The sequence below is a fragment of the Enterocloster sp. HCN-30185 genome, assembly GCF_037890305.1.
GTDB lineage: Bacteria > Bacillota > Clostridia > Lachnospirales > Lachnospiraceae > Enterocloster.
In genome coordinates this window covers 264,682-280,707 of sequence record NZ_JBBKBT010000003.1, presented here as the reverse complement: position 1 = coordinate 280,707, position 16,026 = coordinate 264,682, and the positions used below count along the sequence as shown (strand labels likewise).

Here is a 16,026-nt window from a genome sequence, read left to right as displayed (position 1 = left end):
CCTTTTGGCTGTTTTTTTTCTGTACGTTTCCGGTTTCATCCCTTCCCCGGAATCAGCCACTTCACAAAATACGTCCGTATCACCCCAAAAGGCGCCGGCCCCATATCCAGAAGAAAGCGGTTAAATTCCAGCTGAGAGAAATTGGCGCCCAGAGCCAGCTTTGCTTCCTGCTCCATATTACGGATTTCCAGATAACCGGTATAGTAGGCCAGATAGTTAGCAGGATTTTCCATTATTTCATAATAAATAGAGGAAACCACCTCAGGATCAGCGATATTAAAGTAGAGATCCAGATAATTTTTCACCTGCTCCATGTCCCAGCCGTCATAGTGGATGCTGATATCCAGAAGGGCATACAGCGCCAGTGTAAAGGCCGCATTGTGATGCAGCAGTTCTCCTACGCCTTCCTCCAGACCGTTATTTTCCAGAGTATAGGCATAGTGCTCCACATAGGTAGCCCAGCCCTCGGAATAGCCCTTAAAATCAAGGATACTTCTTAAATTACAGTGCTGATTCTGGTTAAAATACTGGTTCTGATACATATGGCCCGGATGGCCCTCATGGGCAATAGTGGTGTAGAGGCTGGAGCTTCCGGTGGAACCGTTGTTGATGTAAATGGAATTGTCCTGAGGACGGTCTAAGGGCACAGTGAGATAAAAGGCCGGACTTAAAATACTTTCCAGAGGCTTGGGAACAGACTTAATGGTGTAGGAATAGCCGGTTAATTCGGGAAAATCCTGCTGGCACTGAGTTTTTAAGGCTTCCAGGATCTCTTCGGGCTTTTCGGGAGAAAAGCGGTAGGAAAGGATTTTTTCACTCAGAGAGGGATCTGCTGTGAGCAGCTCATCGACTGCGGTGAGATCATCCGCCATTTGATCCATCACTGCCTTTTTCAGGGAAGGGATATCCTTATAGGACGTGCCGGTCTGTGCGTTTACCAGGTATTCATAGTACCTCTTTCCTTCGGGAAAATGACACAGGCCGCCGCCATTGGTTCCCTTTCCCTTCAGGGTTTTTAAGCCCTCGATCAGGCTTTCGTAGGCAGGCACGAAGTGCTCGTTCAGAGCAGCTTTATTTCGGGAGATATAGTCATTTTTTTCCTGCTCTGTAAGGCCGTCGATCCTATTTAAACGGGAAGCAAAGGTTTCTGCCATAAAGCTGTGATCTGCGTCGATCAGATAGGCGCTGCAGGATGGAATGATCCGGTCGATGACTGCGTCGCACAGTCCCAGTCCGGCCTCGGATTTCTGCTGTTCAAAGGCAATGATGCTGTCGTAGTAGGTTTTTATGGACGATAAAAGAGACAGGTAGTCTTCTACATCCTGACGGGTATAAAACTGGTATTCAGATAAGAGAATGGGAAGCTGGGATTGTATGCCCAGAGTAGCAGAGAGCGGCTGGTCATAGAGTTCCAGTCCCTCCAGAGACAGGCAGGTATTTAAGTATGATGAAAGAATGGTATAGGTAAGAAGCTGGTCCTCGCGCAGCTTCCGGCTGTCCAGCGCAGTCAGGCGGCTGTACAGCTCCCTGACGTCGGTCAGGTCTTTTTTTATGTCCTCAACAGAAACAGTCCCCAGATCTCTGGGATAGTCGGTGATGCCGTATGAGGATGGATCTGCCAGAGTGTAGTGAAGCGTAATCGGGGACTGGGCGACTTCAGAGCAGAAGAGCTGGTCCGTAAAGGCGTCGAAGTCACTTTGGACTTTTAAGGTGTCCTCGTCATACTGTTCATAGGCTGAGGCAGCGGCTTCCGCCTGAGAGGAAGCTTCAGACGGGGCGGGCGCAGCGGGAGCGGCGCAGCCGGTCAGCAGGGAAATGGACAGGAGCAGGGCTAAAAGAGTCTGCAGCCATAAATGTTTTTTTGTATGGGTTGATAGGGTCATGTGTTATATTCCTCCGAAATTTGATAAGGTATGTTTTTGCGGGATATTCATCCGATGTGAACTCAGGTACAAAGGCGGGCTTACAAGCGGGCTTGACGCCCGACTTTGTACCTGAGTTCTCGCCATCCTGAATTGTAGTATATATTATACGAGCGGAAAAAACAACTTATGAGGGGCGCTGTCTTGACGAAAATGTGGGAAACGCTTATACTTAAACCATTAAAACGGGCAGGAGCGCCCTGCGCTTTGAATGACCCGAATCCAGAAAAAAGAGGAAAATAAAATGTGTCAGGACTGTAAAAAACCATATTATATTACAACAGCCATTGCATATGCCTCCGGTAAGCCCCATATCGGCAATACCTATGAGATCGTGCTGGCTGACAGTATCGCAAGATATAAAAGAGCAAAGGGCTATGATGTATTCTTCCAGACCGGTACGGACGAGCATGGACAGAAGATCGAGGAGAAGGCAGAGGCTGCAGGCGTTACGCCTCAGGAGTTTGTAGACCGCTCCGCAGGAGAGATCCGCCGGATCTGGGATCTGATGAATACCTCCTATGACAAGTTTATCCGCACCACAGATAAGGATCACGAGGCTCAGGTTCAGAAGATTTTTAAAAAGCTTTATGATCAGGGCGATATCTACAAGGGCGCTTATGAGGGCCTTTACTGTACTCCCTGCGAGTCCTTCTGGACCCCGTCCCAGCTGGTGGATGGAAAATGTCCCGACTGCGGCCGTGAGGTGCAGCCTGCCAAGGAGGAGGCTTATTTCTTCCGTATGAGCAAATATGCTCCAAGGCTCATTGAATATATCAACGAGCATCCGGAGTTTATCCAGCCGGTATCCCGCAAAAATGAGATGATGAACAACTTCCTGCTTCCGGGCTTACAGGATCTGTGCGTATCCAGAACCACATTTTCATGGGGTATCCCGGTAGACTTTGACCCAAAGCACGTTACCTATGTATGGCTGGACGCTCTTACCAACTATATTACGGGAATCGGTTATGATTGTGACGGAAATCATACAGATCAGTTTAAGAAATACTGGCCTGCAGACCTTCATCTGATCGGTAAGGACATTATCCGTTTCCATACCATTTACTGGCCTATTTTCCTGATGGCTCTGGATCTGCCCCTGCCAAAGCAGGTGTTCGGCCATCCGTGGCTTCTCCAGGGCGACGGCAAGATGAGCAAGTCCAAGGGAAATGTGCTTTATGCAGATACTCTGGTGGATTTCTTCGGCGTAGACGCTGTGCGCTACTTTGTGCTTCATGAGATGCCATTTGAAAATGACGGCGTGATCTCCTGGGAGCTGATGGTGGAGCGCATGAACTCTGACCTTGCAAATATCCTTGGAAATCTGGTAAACCGTACCATTTCCATGACCAATAAGTACTTTGGCGGCGTTGTGGCTGATAAGAGCGTGACTGCTCCTGAGGATGAGGACTTAAAGGCCGTTGTGCTTGAGGCTGTTAAGAAGGCTGACGCCAAGATGGATCAGCTGAGAGTGGCGGATGCGATTACAGAAATCTTCAATATTTTCAGAAGAAGCAATAAATATATTGATGAGACTGCTCCCTGGGTACTGGCAAAGGATGAGGAGAAGAAGGACAGACTTTCCACTGTTCTTTACAACCTCACAGAGGCTATTACCATCGGAGCATCCTTACTGGAGTCCTTTATGCCTGAGACCTCTGCAAAGATCCTGGCTCAGTTAAATACTGCAAAGCGCAGTCTGGATGAGCTGCAGACCTTTGGCCTGTATCCGTCCGGAAACCAGGTAACAGACAAGCCGGAGATCCTGTTTGCCCGTATGGATGTAAAAGAGGTACTTGAGAAGGCAGAGGCTCTGCAGGCAGCTCAGGCGGCAGAGGCTGCAAAGGAAAGCGGCGCTGATGCAGAGAACGCAGAGGAAGAGGACGGGATTGACCTGGAGCCAAAGGCAGAAATCACCTATGATGACTTTGCAAAGCTTCAGTTCCAGGTAGGCGAGATCATTAAGTGCGAGGCTGTTCCCAAGTCCAAGAAGCTGTTATGCTCTCAGGTTAAGATCGGAACGAAGACCCGCCAGATCATCAGCGGAATCAAGGCTCATTACACACCAGAGGAAATGGTAGGAAAGAAGGTCATGGTAGTGACAAACTTAAAGCCTGCCAAGCTTGCGGGAATGCTTTCTGAGGGTATGATTCTCTGTGCAGAGGATGCAGAGGGAAATCTGGCGCTGATGACGCCGGAGAAGAAGATGCCGGCAGGAGCTGAGATCTGCTGATAATGACTTATATAAAATTTGGGATAACATGAGGTCTGTGAGATCAGAACCGGATTAAGTCCCTGCTGCCGCAGGATGCAGGCCGCCGTCAGGAGGTTTGTGTTCTGCGGCAGTTTTTAACTGAACAGAGGAGACGGCAAGATGATTTTTGATACACACGCCCATTATGATGATGAGGCATTCGATGATGACAGAGAGGCACTTTTAGGCAGTCTGGCATCTCAGGGCATACAGGCAGTGACCAATGTGGCTGCCAGCTTAAAAAGCTGCGAAACGACTCTGGCTCTCACGGAGCAGTATCCCTTTATCTATGGAGCCATAGGAGTCCATCCCAGCGAAACAGCAGAGCTGGATGCCTGCGGAATGGACCGGATGAAGGCCTGGTGCGCTTCAGAGAAGATCCGGGCAGTAGGAGAAATCGGTCTGGATTACTACTGGGAGGAACCGGAGCATGAGATTCAGAAGAAATGGTTTGCAGCCCAGCTTGATCTGGCAAAGGAGCTGAAGCTTCCTGTGATCATCCACAGCCGGGATGCGGCAAAAGACACTCTGGATATTATGAAGGCCGAACATGCAGAGGAGCTTGGAGGCGTGATCCACTGCTTTTCCTACACAAAGGAAATGGCCAGAGAATACCTGAATATGGGCTTTTATCTGGGAATCGGCGGCGTCCTCACCTTTAAAAATGCTAAAAAGCTGGTGGAGGTGGCAGAATATGCGCCTTTAAGCTCCATTGTACTGGAAACGGACTGCCCCTATCTGGCTCCGGTGCCATTTCGTGGAACGCGCAACTCTTCCCTGAATCTGGGAATTGTAGCGGAGCGTCTGGCACAGATCAAGGGAACCGACCGGGAAACTGTGGAACGGATCACCTGGGAAAATGCAGAACGGTTATACCGGCTGAAGGAGAATTGAATTAATGGATAATAAATTAGTAAACCCGCAAAAGACCATAGAAACCATTCAGAAATACCAGTTTGCATTTCAGAAGCGGTTCGGACAGAACTTCCTGATCGACAGCCATGTACTGGATAAGATCGTAAATGCCGCTGGTATTACACAGGACGACTGCGTTCTGGAAATCGGACCCGGAATCGGAACCATGACCCAGTATCTGGCAGAGCATGCGGGCCGGGTGGTAGCGGTGGAAATTGATACCAACCTGCTTCCGATCCTGGCAGAGACCTTAAAGGACTATTCCAATGTGACTGTGATCAATGAGGATATCCTTAAGGTAGACATGAATCAGCTGGTAAAGGAGTATAATCAGGGAAGGCCAATAAAGGTAGTGGCAAATCTTCCCTACTATATTACTACGCCAATTATCATGGGACTTTTTGAAAGTAATGTTCCGATCGAAAATATCACGGTAATGGTCCAGAAGGAAGTAGCAGACCGGATGCAGGTAGGGCCGGGCTCCAAGGATTACGGCGCTCTGTCCCTGGCGGTGCAGTACTACGCCAGCCCCTATATCGTGGCAAATGTGCCTCCAAATTGCTTTATCCCCCGGCCAAATGTGGGTTCTGCAGTAATTCGTCTGACCCGCTATCAGGAACCGCCGGTTCATGTAAAGGATACGGCGCTTATGTTCCGTCTGATCCGTGCGTCTTTTAATCAAAGAAGAAAGACACTGCAGAACGGATTAAACAACTCTCCGGAGCTGTCATTTTCCAAGGAGGAGATCGCGGCAGTGATCGAAGGACTGGGGCTTCCTGCAGCAGTGCGGGGAGAGGCTCTGACGCTGGAACAGTTTGCAGCCCTGGCAAATGCATTTTCAGACCTGAAAGGAAAATAAAACAGGGTAAAATGGGGAGTTCTGTGATCGGATGAGCAGGTAAAAGAAAGGAAGGGATCGATATGGCTATGAACAGACGGACGGCCCGCATCCTTGGGGCGGCAGCTGCAGGTACAGCGGCGCTCGTTACGTTAAGAGAACTGAAAAAGGTAAGGCACAGAAAGGAAGAGGAGCGGCAGGCAGCAATTGATGCCGCACTGGTGCGAAACCGCGACTACGGCAGCCGCAGGGCGTACCTGATCGGCGGCGGCCTGGCGTCCATGGCTGCAGCCGCTTATCTGATCCGGGACTGTAATTTCCCCGGCTCCCACATTACCATCTATGAGGGAACCCATATCCTGGGGGGAGGAAATGACGGAGCGGGAACACCGGAAAAGGGTTATGTATGCCGCGGCGGCCATATGCTCAATGAAAAGACATATGAGAATTTCTGGGAGCTGTTTGATACCATTCCATCCTTAAAAAAAACAGGGCGCAGCGTTGCAGAGGAAATTCAGGAGTTTGCCCATTCTCATTCCGGACGTACCCATGGACGTCTGGCAGACCGGGAGGGAACGTTTTTAAATGTAAAATCCATGGGCTTTGATCAGGGGGACAGGATGGCTCTTTTCCGGCTTCTGCTGACAGATGAAAAGAAGCTGGACAGCCTGACCATAGAGGACTGGTTTAAGGAAACGCCTCATATATTTGAGACAAGCTTCTGGTATATGTGGCAGACTGCTTTTGCTTTTAAAAAGGGGAGTAGCCTGTCTGAATTCAGACGCCGTGTGAAGAGGATGCTGCTGGAGTTTGGCCGTATTGACACCAGGGAGGGCATGATCGGCCTGCCTCTCAATCCCTATGACAGCCTGATCCGTCCTCTGGAAGTTTATCTGCGTTCCAGAGGTGTGGAGTTTATAGAGGACTGTCAGGTGACAGATATGGAGTTTGCTTCCGGTTCAGGTATTACGGTTAAAACGCTGTACTTAAAACGCAGGCTTCAGGATGAGGATGAGTCAAGGGAGTCCTTTGCTTTTGAGAAAGCAGAACTGAAACCGGGAGATTTCTGCATTATGACAACGGGCTGTATGACGGACAGCTTTTCTTTGGGAGATATGGACACTCCGGCTCCTGCTCCGTCAAAAAAGTCCATGAGCAGCGAGCTATGGTCAAGGATTGCCTGTGTGAAGCCGGGAATGGGAGCACCGGAGCCGTTTTTTGCCTGTCCGGAGAAAAACAGCTGGATGAGCTTTACTGTGACAGCCAGGGGAGATGCGCTTTTAAAGGCGGTTGAGGAATTTTCAGGAAATGCTCCCGGAAGCGGGGCGCTTATGACCTTTAAGGATTCCGGATGGCTTATAAGCAGTACCGTGGCGGCTCAGCCTTATTTTGCAGGTCAGCCTGAAGATGTGACTGTATTCTGGGGCTATGGATTGTATCCGGAGGCAGAGGGGGATTACGTGAAAAAGCCCATGAAGGACTGCACGGGACGGGAGATACTGAAGGAATATTTAAGCCATCTTCATGTAAATGAAAAGCGTATGGAGGAGCTGATGGATACGGTGATCAATGTGATCCCCTGCCGGATGCCTTATGCAGACGCGGCTCTTGCTCCAAGGAAATATACAGACCGCCCGAAAGTCATTCCGGCAGGTTCCGGAAATTTTGCCATGATCGGACAGTTTGTGGAAATACCGGAGGATACGGCGTTTACAGAGGAATATTCGGTACGGGCCGCCAGAATGGCTGTATACAGCCTGATGGATGTGCGCCGGAAGGTGATTCCTGTGACACCGTACTGGAAGCATCCCAGAGTGCTGCTTAAGACAGTGCTTAAGGCGTTTCGGTAACTGCGGATATCAGGGAACAAAGGAGATGAAAATGGGAGGATTTTCCAATATTAAAAGTAAGCTTCTGGCAGAGCAGGTTCAGGAGCAGATTTATCACTATATTTTGGAGACGCCTCTTGAACCGGGTTCCAAACTTCCAAATGAGTTTGAGCTGGGAGAAAAATTTGACGTGGGGCGCAGCACCATCCGGGAAGCGGTAAAGCTTTTGGTTTCCCAGGGGATTTTAGAGGTGCGCCGGGGATCCGGCACTTATGTGGTAAATACAACGCCTTCCGATCTGGATCCTCTGGGTTTAAGCGGAGCAGAGGATAAGATGGCGCTGGCGCTGGATCTGGTCAATGTGCGGCTGATCCTGGAGCCTGGTATTGCAGAAATGGCGGCATTAAATGCTACAGAGGAAGCAATTTTGGAGCTGCGCTGCTGCTGCGAACGGGTAGAGGAACGGATCGCTTCAGGAGATATGTACATTCAGGATGATATTGCCTTTCATACCAGCGTGGCCCGGTGCTCCGGTAATAAGGTAGTGGAGCAGCTGATCCCCATTATTGATACGGCAGTAATGATGTTTGTAAATGTGACCCACCAACGGCTTACAAAGGAAACCGTTATGACGCACAGAGCCATTGTGGACGCCATTTCCGATCGGGATCCCATTGGAGCAAAAACCGCCATGATGATGCATATGACCTACAACCGGAATATGATCCTGAAGCTGATCCGGGAGGAAAAAGAAAAAAATCACAAGGAGTAACAGGGTAAGATATCAGATGATTTTACCGTAAAAATTACATTATATGTTTGACAGGAGCCTGGATAAAGCGAAATATCTGGGCTTTTTGTGTATCATACCTAAAAAAACATCCGAGTTTTTGGCAAAAAGTAGAATAGTAGTCTGATGACTTGTAATTATATTTATGAAATGATATGATTAAAAGAGAAAACATCTGATGATTATGAAACGAAATTGTTATAGAAAGAAGGAGGAACCAACATGAAGGAATTGAACAGTCAGAGAGTAAGAGCACTTGCGCCGGAAAATGATCCCTTAAAGATTGGTATGGGATGGACGGTGGAGGATCTGGATAAGCCCCAGATCCTGGTAGAGAGCACCTTCGGGGACAGCCATCCGGGAAGCGCCCATCTGGATCAGTTTGTAGAGGAAGCCATGAGAGGAATCACCGACGCAGGAGCAAGAGGCGCCAGATATTATACAACGGATATCTGTGACGGCATTGCCCAGGGACATGACGGCATCAACTATTCTCTGGCTCACCGCGATATGATCGCAAATATGATCGAGATCCATGGAAATTCCACCGGCTTTGACGGCGGCGTATTTATTGCCAGCTGCGACAAGTCCGTACCTGCATGCCTGATGGGACTGGCAAGATTGGATATGCCTTCTATCGTGATCACCGGAGGCGTGATGGATGCAGGCCCTGATCTCTTAACACTGGAGCAGATCGGTATGTATTCTGCCATGTGCCAGAGAGGAGAGATTACAGATGAAAAGCTTACCTATTATAAGCACCACGCCTGCCCTTCCTGCGGAGCCTGCTCCTTTATGGGAACCGCTTCCACCATGCAGATCATGGCTGAGGCTCTGGGTCTGATGCTCCCAGGTTCTGCCCTGATGCCCGCTACCTGCGAGGACTTAAAGGAAATGGCCTACAAGGCAGGAAAACAGGTAATGGAGCTTGTAAAGAAGGGAATCAAGGTCAGCGACATTGTAACAGAAAAGGCCTTTGAAAATGCCATTATGGTACATGCTGCCATCTCCGGCTCCACCAATTCCCTGCTCCATATTCCGGCCATGGCCCATGAGCTGGGTATCGAGATTGATGCAGATACCTTTGACCGGATGCATCGGGGGGCTCATTACCTTCTGGATATTCGCCCCGCAGGCAAGTGGCCGGCACAGTTCTTCTACTATGCAGGCGGCGTTCCTGCAGTGATGGAGGAGATCAAGTCCATGCTCCACCTGGATGTGATGACCGTTACAGGAAAGACTCTGGGCGAAAATCTGGAGGACTTAAAGAAAAACGGTTTCTATGACAAGTGCGAGAGCTATTTAAAGAAATGGGACTTAAAGCGCACCGATGTGATCCGTACCTTTGACGAGCCCATCGGCACCGACGGAACGGTGGCAATTTTAAGAGGAAACCTGGCTCCGGAGGGCTCTGTTGTAAAGCATTCTGCGGTACCGAAGGAAATGTTTAAGGCTGTATTAAAGGCAAGACCATTCGACTGTGAGGAAGATGCCATTGCAGCAGTGCTGTCCCACAAGATCCGGCCGGGTGATGCGGTATTTATCCGCTATGAGGGACCAAAGGGCTCCGGTATGCCTGAGATGTTCTATACCACAGAGGCCATTTCTTCTGATCCGGAGCTTGGAAAGACCATTGCTCTGATTACAGACGGACGCTTCTCCGGCGCTTCCAAGGGACCGGCTATCGGCCATGTGTCTCCTGAGGCCGCAGATGGAGGCCCCATTGCCCTGGTAGAGGAAGGGGATCTGATCCGCATTGATATTCCAGAGCGTGTTCTGGAAATCGTGGGAATCCACGGTCAGGAGATGACGAAGGAAGAGGTAGATAAGGTTCTGGCAGAACGCCGTGCGGCATGGAAGCCCAAGGCTCCGAAGTATACAAAGGGCGTGTTAAAGATTTATTCCGAACACGCGGTGTCTCCTATGAAGGGGGGGTATATGGTTTAAGAGTCGTGTGGGCCTCCCGTTCAGGCTCTCAGGGCTCCGGTTTCCGGCCATAAGAAAATCTAAGAGGATGCAATTTTTCTAAATGCAAAAGCCATATCAAAAACTCGCTGCGCTCAGACAGGTTTGATATGGCTTTTAACGAAAAATTGTATCCTCTAATATTTTCTTATGGCCTCCAAAGTCGCCCTGATAGCCTGAATGGGAGACGGCGGAAGGGATGGCGGGAGTGAGATTTTGGGGATAGAAATGTATGGGGATTGACGGGAGTGAGGGATGGGGGTATGATGGTAGAGTTGACACAGAGATGTGGGAGGTGGAATTGGTGATATTTATTGGAGGCGTGAGCCAGGGACAGAAGATATTGAGTGAGGGGCTTGTGCGGCTTTGCGGGAGCTGTGGGAGCCATGGGCGGTATCAGGTGATCATGACGTATATGTATTTTAGCTTTTTCTTTATTCCGCTGTTTAAATGGAACCGGCGTTATTATGTGAAGATGGACTGCTGTGAGGCGGTTTATGAACTGGATCCGGTTGTGGGCAAGGCTGTTTTGAGAGGGGAAAACCCTGATATTGCAGAGGCAGACCTGCGTCTGGTGCAGGCGGGACGGTACGCCAAAACCTGGCAGGAGGGCTCTAAAAAGCCTCATAAAAAGTGTATGAGATGCGGGTTTGAAACAGATGAGGATTATAATTACTGTCCGGTCTGCGGAGGACGGATCTGAGAAATGTAGGATGCAGAATGCCTGTGGATGTGACAGGGGTTCTGCATTTTTTGGTGCTGTGGGAAGAAAACTTGTGTTTTGTTGCAGAAACAACGGAATTATTCTTAGAGATGTATTACAATGGCGGTATCATTAGCAGACAGGGAGGTTTGCTGTGAGGGCATATGGAAGAATTAAAAAAGGAGAGCGGATTATGATTAGAAAGATTATTAAGATTGACGAAGAGAAGTGTAATGGCTGCGGAGCCTGTGCGGCTGCCTGCCATGAAGGTGCGATAGAGATGATAGACGGCAAGGCGAAGCTGACCCGTGAGGATTACTGTGACGGACTGGGAGACTGCCTGCCTGCGTGTCCGGCAGATGCCATTGGGTTTGAGGAGAGAGAGGCTCCGGCATATGATGAGGCGGCTGTTTTGGCGGCTAAGAAAAAGACATCCTTTGAGCCGCTTCCCTGTGGCTGTCCGGGAATGCAGTCAAAGAGTATTCAGAGGGAACGTAATGCATGCAGTGAGCCAGTTGTTTCGGTTCACAGCCAGCTGTCACAGTGGCCGGTACAGATTAAGCTGGCTCCGGTGAATGCTCCTTATTTTGAGAATGCGAACCTTCTGGTGGCAGCGGACTGTACGGCTTATGCTTATGGAAATTTTCATAATGAGTTTATCCGAAACCATGTTACGCTGATCGGCTGTCCCAAGCTGGATGCGGGGGATTACAGTGAAAAGCTGACGGAGATTTTGGCAAATAATAACATTAAAAGCGTGACGGTTGTCCGTATGGAGGTGCCTTGCTGCGGAGGAATTGAGCAGGCTGTAAAAAAGGCTTTGCAGATAAGCGGCAGATTTATTCCCTGGCGGGTAGTAACCATTTCCACAGATGGGAGAATATTGGAATAAGCAGGGGGAGTTTTAAAAGAAATGGAAATCGCTTGACATATCCCGTCTTCCAGTGATATGCTGAGATACAACAGGGAGCTTGTGGAGCAGGCTGAGAGGGAGTAATCGAACTTCGACCTATCGTACCTGATTTGGGTAATGCCAACGTAGGGAAATATTTCGGCTGGATGTGAACATTGGTTCATGGGAGTGTATACACGGTCCGTTCCTTATGGGGCGGGCCTTTTGTATTGCAGGGATCCGGAGAAATTGCGGGAAGCAGGTTTTTTAGATTTTGGCATACAGACCCGTCCGGCAGCCTCTTTGGGAAGCGAAAACGTGCTTCAGGCACAGAATACAAGGAGGAAGAAAGATGGAATACACCACACAGATGGATGCCGCCAGAAAGGGCATTGTGACAGAGGAACTGAGAAAGGTGGCAGAGAAGGAGCATTTTGAGGTAAATGAGCTCATGGCTCTGGTAGCAGAGGGAAAGGCGGCAATTCCTGCCAATAAGAATCATCGCTGTCTGGATCCTAATGGAATCGGTTCTATGCTAAGGACTAAGATCAATGTGAACTTGGGAACCTCCAGAGACTGCAAGGATCTGGATATGGAGCTTGAAAAGGTAAACTATGCAGTTGGAATGGGCGCTGAATCTATTATGGATTTAAGCTCCTGGGGCGATACGCAGAAGTTCAGGAGAAAGCTTACAGCAGAGTGCCCGGCGATCATAGGAACAGTGCCGATTTATGACGCAGTGGTTTATTATCATAAGCCATTAAAGGATATTACCACAGAGGAATGGCTGAAGATTGTGGAAATGCACGCTGAGGACGGAGTGGATTTTATGACCATCCATGTAGGAATCAACCGCAGGACCGCACAGCGCTTTAAGGAAAATAAGCGCCTGATGAATATTGTATCCAGGGGCGGTTCCATTATTTTTGCCTGGATGGAGATGACGGGAAAGGAAAATCCGTTTTATGAGCATTATGACCGGATTCTGGAAATCTGTCGGGAGCATGATGTAACCATCAGCCTGGGAGATGCCTGCCGCCCGGGATGCATTGACGATGCCACAGACATTTCACAGATTGAAGAACTGGTAACGCTTGGAGAACTGACCCGCCGGGCCTGGGAAAAGGATGTACAGGTAATCGTTGAGGGGCCGGGCCATATGCCCTTAAACCAGATTGAGGCCAATATGAAGATCCAGCAGACCATCTGCAAGGGCGCTCCCTTCTATGTGCTGGGTCCTCTGGTAACGGATGTGGCTCCCGGATATGACCATATTACTGCGGCCATCGGCGGGGCGATTGCAGCCTCAAGCGGAGCTTCCTTTTTGTGCTATGTGACGCCGGCGGAGCACCTGCGGCTTCCGGATCTGAATGATGTAAAGGAGGGAATCATCGCTTCCAGAATCGCAGCCCATGCGGCGGATATTGCAAAGGGAATCAAAGGCGCTGCGGACTGGGATCGCCAGATGAGTCTTGCCAGAAAGAAGCTGGACTGGGAAAAGACCTTTGAGCTTTCCATTGATCCGGAAAAGGCCAGAAATTACCGGGCATCTGCAAAGCCGGAAAAAGAGGATACCTGTTCCATGTGCGGCAATTTCTGTGCAGTGAAAAATATGAACCGGATTTTAGACGGAGAAATTGTAAGCATTTTTGATGAGTGATTTAAGAGAGAATGAGGGAAATCAGATATGAAATTTGACAGAAGGCAGCTTATGGTTTACGCAGTGACAGACCGAGCCTGGACCGGGAAAATGAGCTTGTGCGAGCAGGTAGAGGCTGCGTTAAAGGGCGGAGCTACCATGGTGCAGATGAGGGAAAAGGGCCTGACGAATGATACGGTGCAGGATTATCTGGAGGAGGCTCGAAGCCTGCGGGCTCTCACGGAGCGGTACAAGGTCCCTCTGATCATTGATGATAATATAAAGCTGGCTCTTCTGTGCGGTGCTGACGGCGTCCATGTGGGCCAGAATGACATGGATGCCGCACAGGCCAGAGCGCTCCTTGGGCCGGATAAGATTCTGGGCGTTACAGCGAAAACAGTGGAGCAGGCCCTGAAAGCTCAGGAGCAGGGAGCAGATTATTTGGGAAGTGGAGCCGTATTCGGCACCTCCACCAAAGCCGACGCCCTTCCTATGACTATGGAGCGGTTGGGAGAGATCTGCAGATCCGTTTCCATCCCGGTTGTGGCAATCGGGGGGATCTGCCTGGAAAATATTGGAAAGCTTAAAGGCAGCGGGGCAGCCGGAGCGGCTGTAGTGTCCGGGATCTTTGGGGCAGAGGATATTGAAGGAACGGTCAGACAGATGAGAGAGATGGTTGGGGAGTGGGGGAGGCATTGCTCGTAAGAATGAATATATAACCGTTGCTTTGGAGCATCCACTTTGGAGTGGGTGCTTTCTTTATATCTTGATCATAAAGTGACTGGATATGGCTTTTAAGTATTTTTTACCTGAAAATAAAAATGAACCTATACCACCTCATTCCCCTCTATATAACAGGTGCACCCCAAAAGACAACAAAATGATTCAACAAGAAACAAGGAGGAACGGCCATGGATGAGCAGTGGGCCAAAAGCCTGGCATGCAGGGTTGCGGCGGGAGACCGGGAGGCATTTGACGAGTTGATGAGACATTTTTATCCGGGACTTCTGCGGGCAGCGTATCTGATCGCAGGAAACAGGGCAGACAGTGAGGACATTGTTCAGGAGACATTTACTGCCTGCTGGATCAACCGGATGCGAATCCGGGATCCGGAGCATATAGGGAAATGGCTTTATCGAACCATGACCAGAGAAGCATGGCGGGTGGGAAGAAGGAATAGGAGAGAACAGCCTGTAGAGGAGGTGCTTTCTGAGGATACCTCCGGAAATGGATCTGTGCTGGATGATGTAGTAAATGCTTCCGGAAGGCAGGAACTGTTTGCAGCTATAGCAGCTCTTCCGGTCAAACAGCGTACTGTTTTAGTGTTGTATTATTATAATGGAATGTCCACACGGGAGATTGCAGCAGTGGCGGGCTGTTTGGAAGGAACTGTAAAATCCCGGCTGTTTACAGCCAGAAAAAATCTGAAGACAGCGCTTACAAAGGAGCGCACCATGGGAAGGGAGGCACTTTTATGAAGCAGCTGACAGGCAGAGAAGATGAAAAAATGGATTCGTTTCTCCGGAATGCATTGAAGGAACAGGCAGAGACGCTGGCGATCGGGCCAGAGCAGACAGAACGGATGTGCAGAGGCGTTTATCAGAGAATAGAGGAGGAAGGTTCAATGAGAAAAACATGGAATATAAGGAAAACAGTCGTTGTGGCAGCAGCAGTATGTTTGGTTGGAGCAATGACCGCAGTGGCGGCAGGGCAGGTAAAAACGGCCATATCCTCCTCCAGCCATGCGGAGGATTTCACGGAATACAGCCAGCTGGCAGAAAAGGAAGAGCAGCTGGGGCTTAAAACAAAGGCGCCAGAGGCATTTTCAAACGGATACCGCTTTGCATATGGTACTCCTGTTTACAGCAGGGGAGAGGATGAGCAGGGAAATGTGGTAAAGGAGCAGCAGGATCTGTCTCTGATGTATTCAAAGGAAAACATGGCGGATCTGAGCCTGAATATCGAACACGGCAATTTATTTGATGAATCCGATGCTCCCGACCAGACCGCCGTGCATGAGGGGATTACCTTAAAGTACAGCCAGGATCATTACCGTATGGTTCCCTCGGATTATGAGCCAAGCGCAGAAGAGAAGGTCCAGGAGGCAGCCGGAGAGCTGGTTATTTCATACGGTACAGACCGGGTGATCGACCAGACAGCCCAGACGCTTACCTGGGAGGACAACGGACAGTTTTATACTCTTCTGGGCTTTGATGTGGAAATGACGCCGGAGGAATTTTACCAGATGGCAGGAGAGATCATAGACGCAGAATGAT

At 49.6% G+C, this 16,026-nt stretch carries 13 protein-coding genes and 1 riboswitch; of the genes, 12 read left to right on the top strand and 1 reads right to left on the bottom strand.

Annotation, left to right across the window (positions count from 1 at the left end; genetic code table 11):
- Positions 1–35: 35 nt before the first annotated feature.
- Entirely contained in the window at positions 36–1,883 is a 1,848-nt protein-coding gene (locus WKT10_RS05325; protein WP_340275949.1) for a DUF885 domain-containing protein, read from the bottom strand.
- 283 nt (positions 1,884–2,166) lie between these two features.
- Between WKT10_RS05325 and metG the strand changes: the two genes are divergently transcribed.
- The 12 genes from metG (at position 2,167) to WKT10_RS05265 (ending at position 16,025) form a co-directional block, all read left to right on the top strand.
- The gene (metG, locus tag WKT10_RS05320; RefSeq protein WP_296034898.1) at positions 2,167–4,158 is read left to right on the top strand and encodes a methionine--tRNA ligase; all 1,992 of its coding nucleotides are present in this window, start codon (positions 2,167–2,169) and stop codon (positions 4,156–4,158) included.
- 141 nt (positions 4,159–4,299) lie between these two features.
- Entirely contained in the window at positions 4,300–5,073 is a 774-nt protein-coding gene (locus WKT10_RS05315; protein WP_066543219.1) for a TatD family hydrolase, read from the top strand.
- 4 nt (positions 5,074–5,077) lie between these two features.
- Entirely contained in the window at positions 5,078–5,953 is an 876-nt protein-coding gene (gene rsmA / locus WKT10_RS05310) for a 16S rRNA (adenine(1518)-N(6)/adenine(1519)-N(6))-dimethyltransferase RsmA (protein ID WP_066543218.1), read from the top strand.
- A gap of 68 nt (positions 5,954–6,021) precedes the next feature.
- Positions 6,022–7,782, top strand: a complete 1,761-nt coding sequence (locus WKT10_RS05305) for an oleate hydratase (protein ID WP_340276029.1) — start codon at positions 6,022–6,024, stop codon at positions 7,780–7,782.
- A 31-nt stretch (positions 7,783–7,813) separates the two neighbouring features.
- Positions 7,814–8,533: a FadR/GntR family transcriptional regulator gene (locus WKT10_RS05300; RefSeq protein WP_337434433.1), complete on the top strand. Its 720-nt coding sequence runs from the start codon at positions 7,814–7,816 to the stop codon at positions 8,531–8,533.
- 240 nt (positions 8,534–8,773) lie between these two features.
- Positions 8,774–10,498, top strand: a complete 1,725-nt coding sequence (gene ilvD, locus WKT10_RS05295) for a dihydroxy-acid dehydratase (protein ID WP_340275946.1) — start codon at positions 8,774–8,776, stop codon at positions 10,496–10,498.
- 322 nt (positions 10,499–10,820) lie between these two features.
- Positions 10,821–11,219: a zinc ribbon domain-containing protein gene (locus tag WKT10_RS05290; RefSeq protein WP_066543521.1), complete on the top strand. Its 399-nt coding sequence runs from the start codon at positions 10,821–10,823 to the stop codon at positions 11,217–11,219.
- Positions 11,220–11,412: 193 nt separating this feature from the next.
- Complete coding sequence (locus WKT10_RS05285) at positions 11,413–12,111, top strand: ATP-binding protein (RefSeq protein ID WP_066543519.1); 699 nt, start codon at positions 11,413–11,415, stop codon at positions 12,109–12,111.
- Positions 12,112–12,172: 61 nt separating this feature from the next.
- Positions 12,173–12,282: riboswitch (TPP riboswitch) on the top strand.
- 181 nt (positions 12,283–12,463) lie between these two features.
- Positions 12,464–13,771 carry a phosphomethylpyrimidine synthase ThiC gene (gene thiC / locus WKT10_RS05280; RefSeq protein WP_066543211.1) on the top strand — a complete coding sequence of 436 codons (1,308 nt, stop codon included), beginning with the start codon at positions 12,464–12,466 and terminating at the stop codon, positions 13,769–13,771.
- A 27-nt stretch (positions 13,772–13,798) separates the two neighbouring features.
- Positions 13,799–14,455 carry a thiamine phosphate synthase gene (gene thiE / locus WKT10_RS05275; protein ID WP_340275942.1) on the top strand — a complete coding sequence of 219 codons (657 nt, stop codon included), beginning with the start codon at positions 13,799–13,801 and terminating at the stop codon, positions 14,453–14,455.
- A 206-nt stretch (positions 14,456–14,661) separates the two neighbouring features.
- Positions 14,662–15,228 carry an RNA polymerase sigma factor gene (locus tag WKT10_RS05270; RefSeq protein ID WP_340275940.1) on the top strand — a complete coding sequence of 189 codons (567 nt, stop codon included), beginning with the start codon at positions 14,662–14,664 and terminating at the stop codon, positions 15,226–15,228.
- Positions 15,225–16,025 (top strand): hypothetical protein, encoded by an 801-nt coding sequence (locus tag WKT10_RS05265; protein ID WP_337933067.1) that lies wholly within the window; start codon positions 15,225–15,227, stop codon positions 16,023–16,025. Before WKT10_RS05270 ends, WKT10_RS05265 begins: the two co-directional genes overlap by 4 nt.
- Position 16,026: the final 1 nt, after the last annotated feature.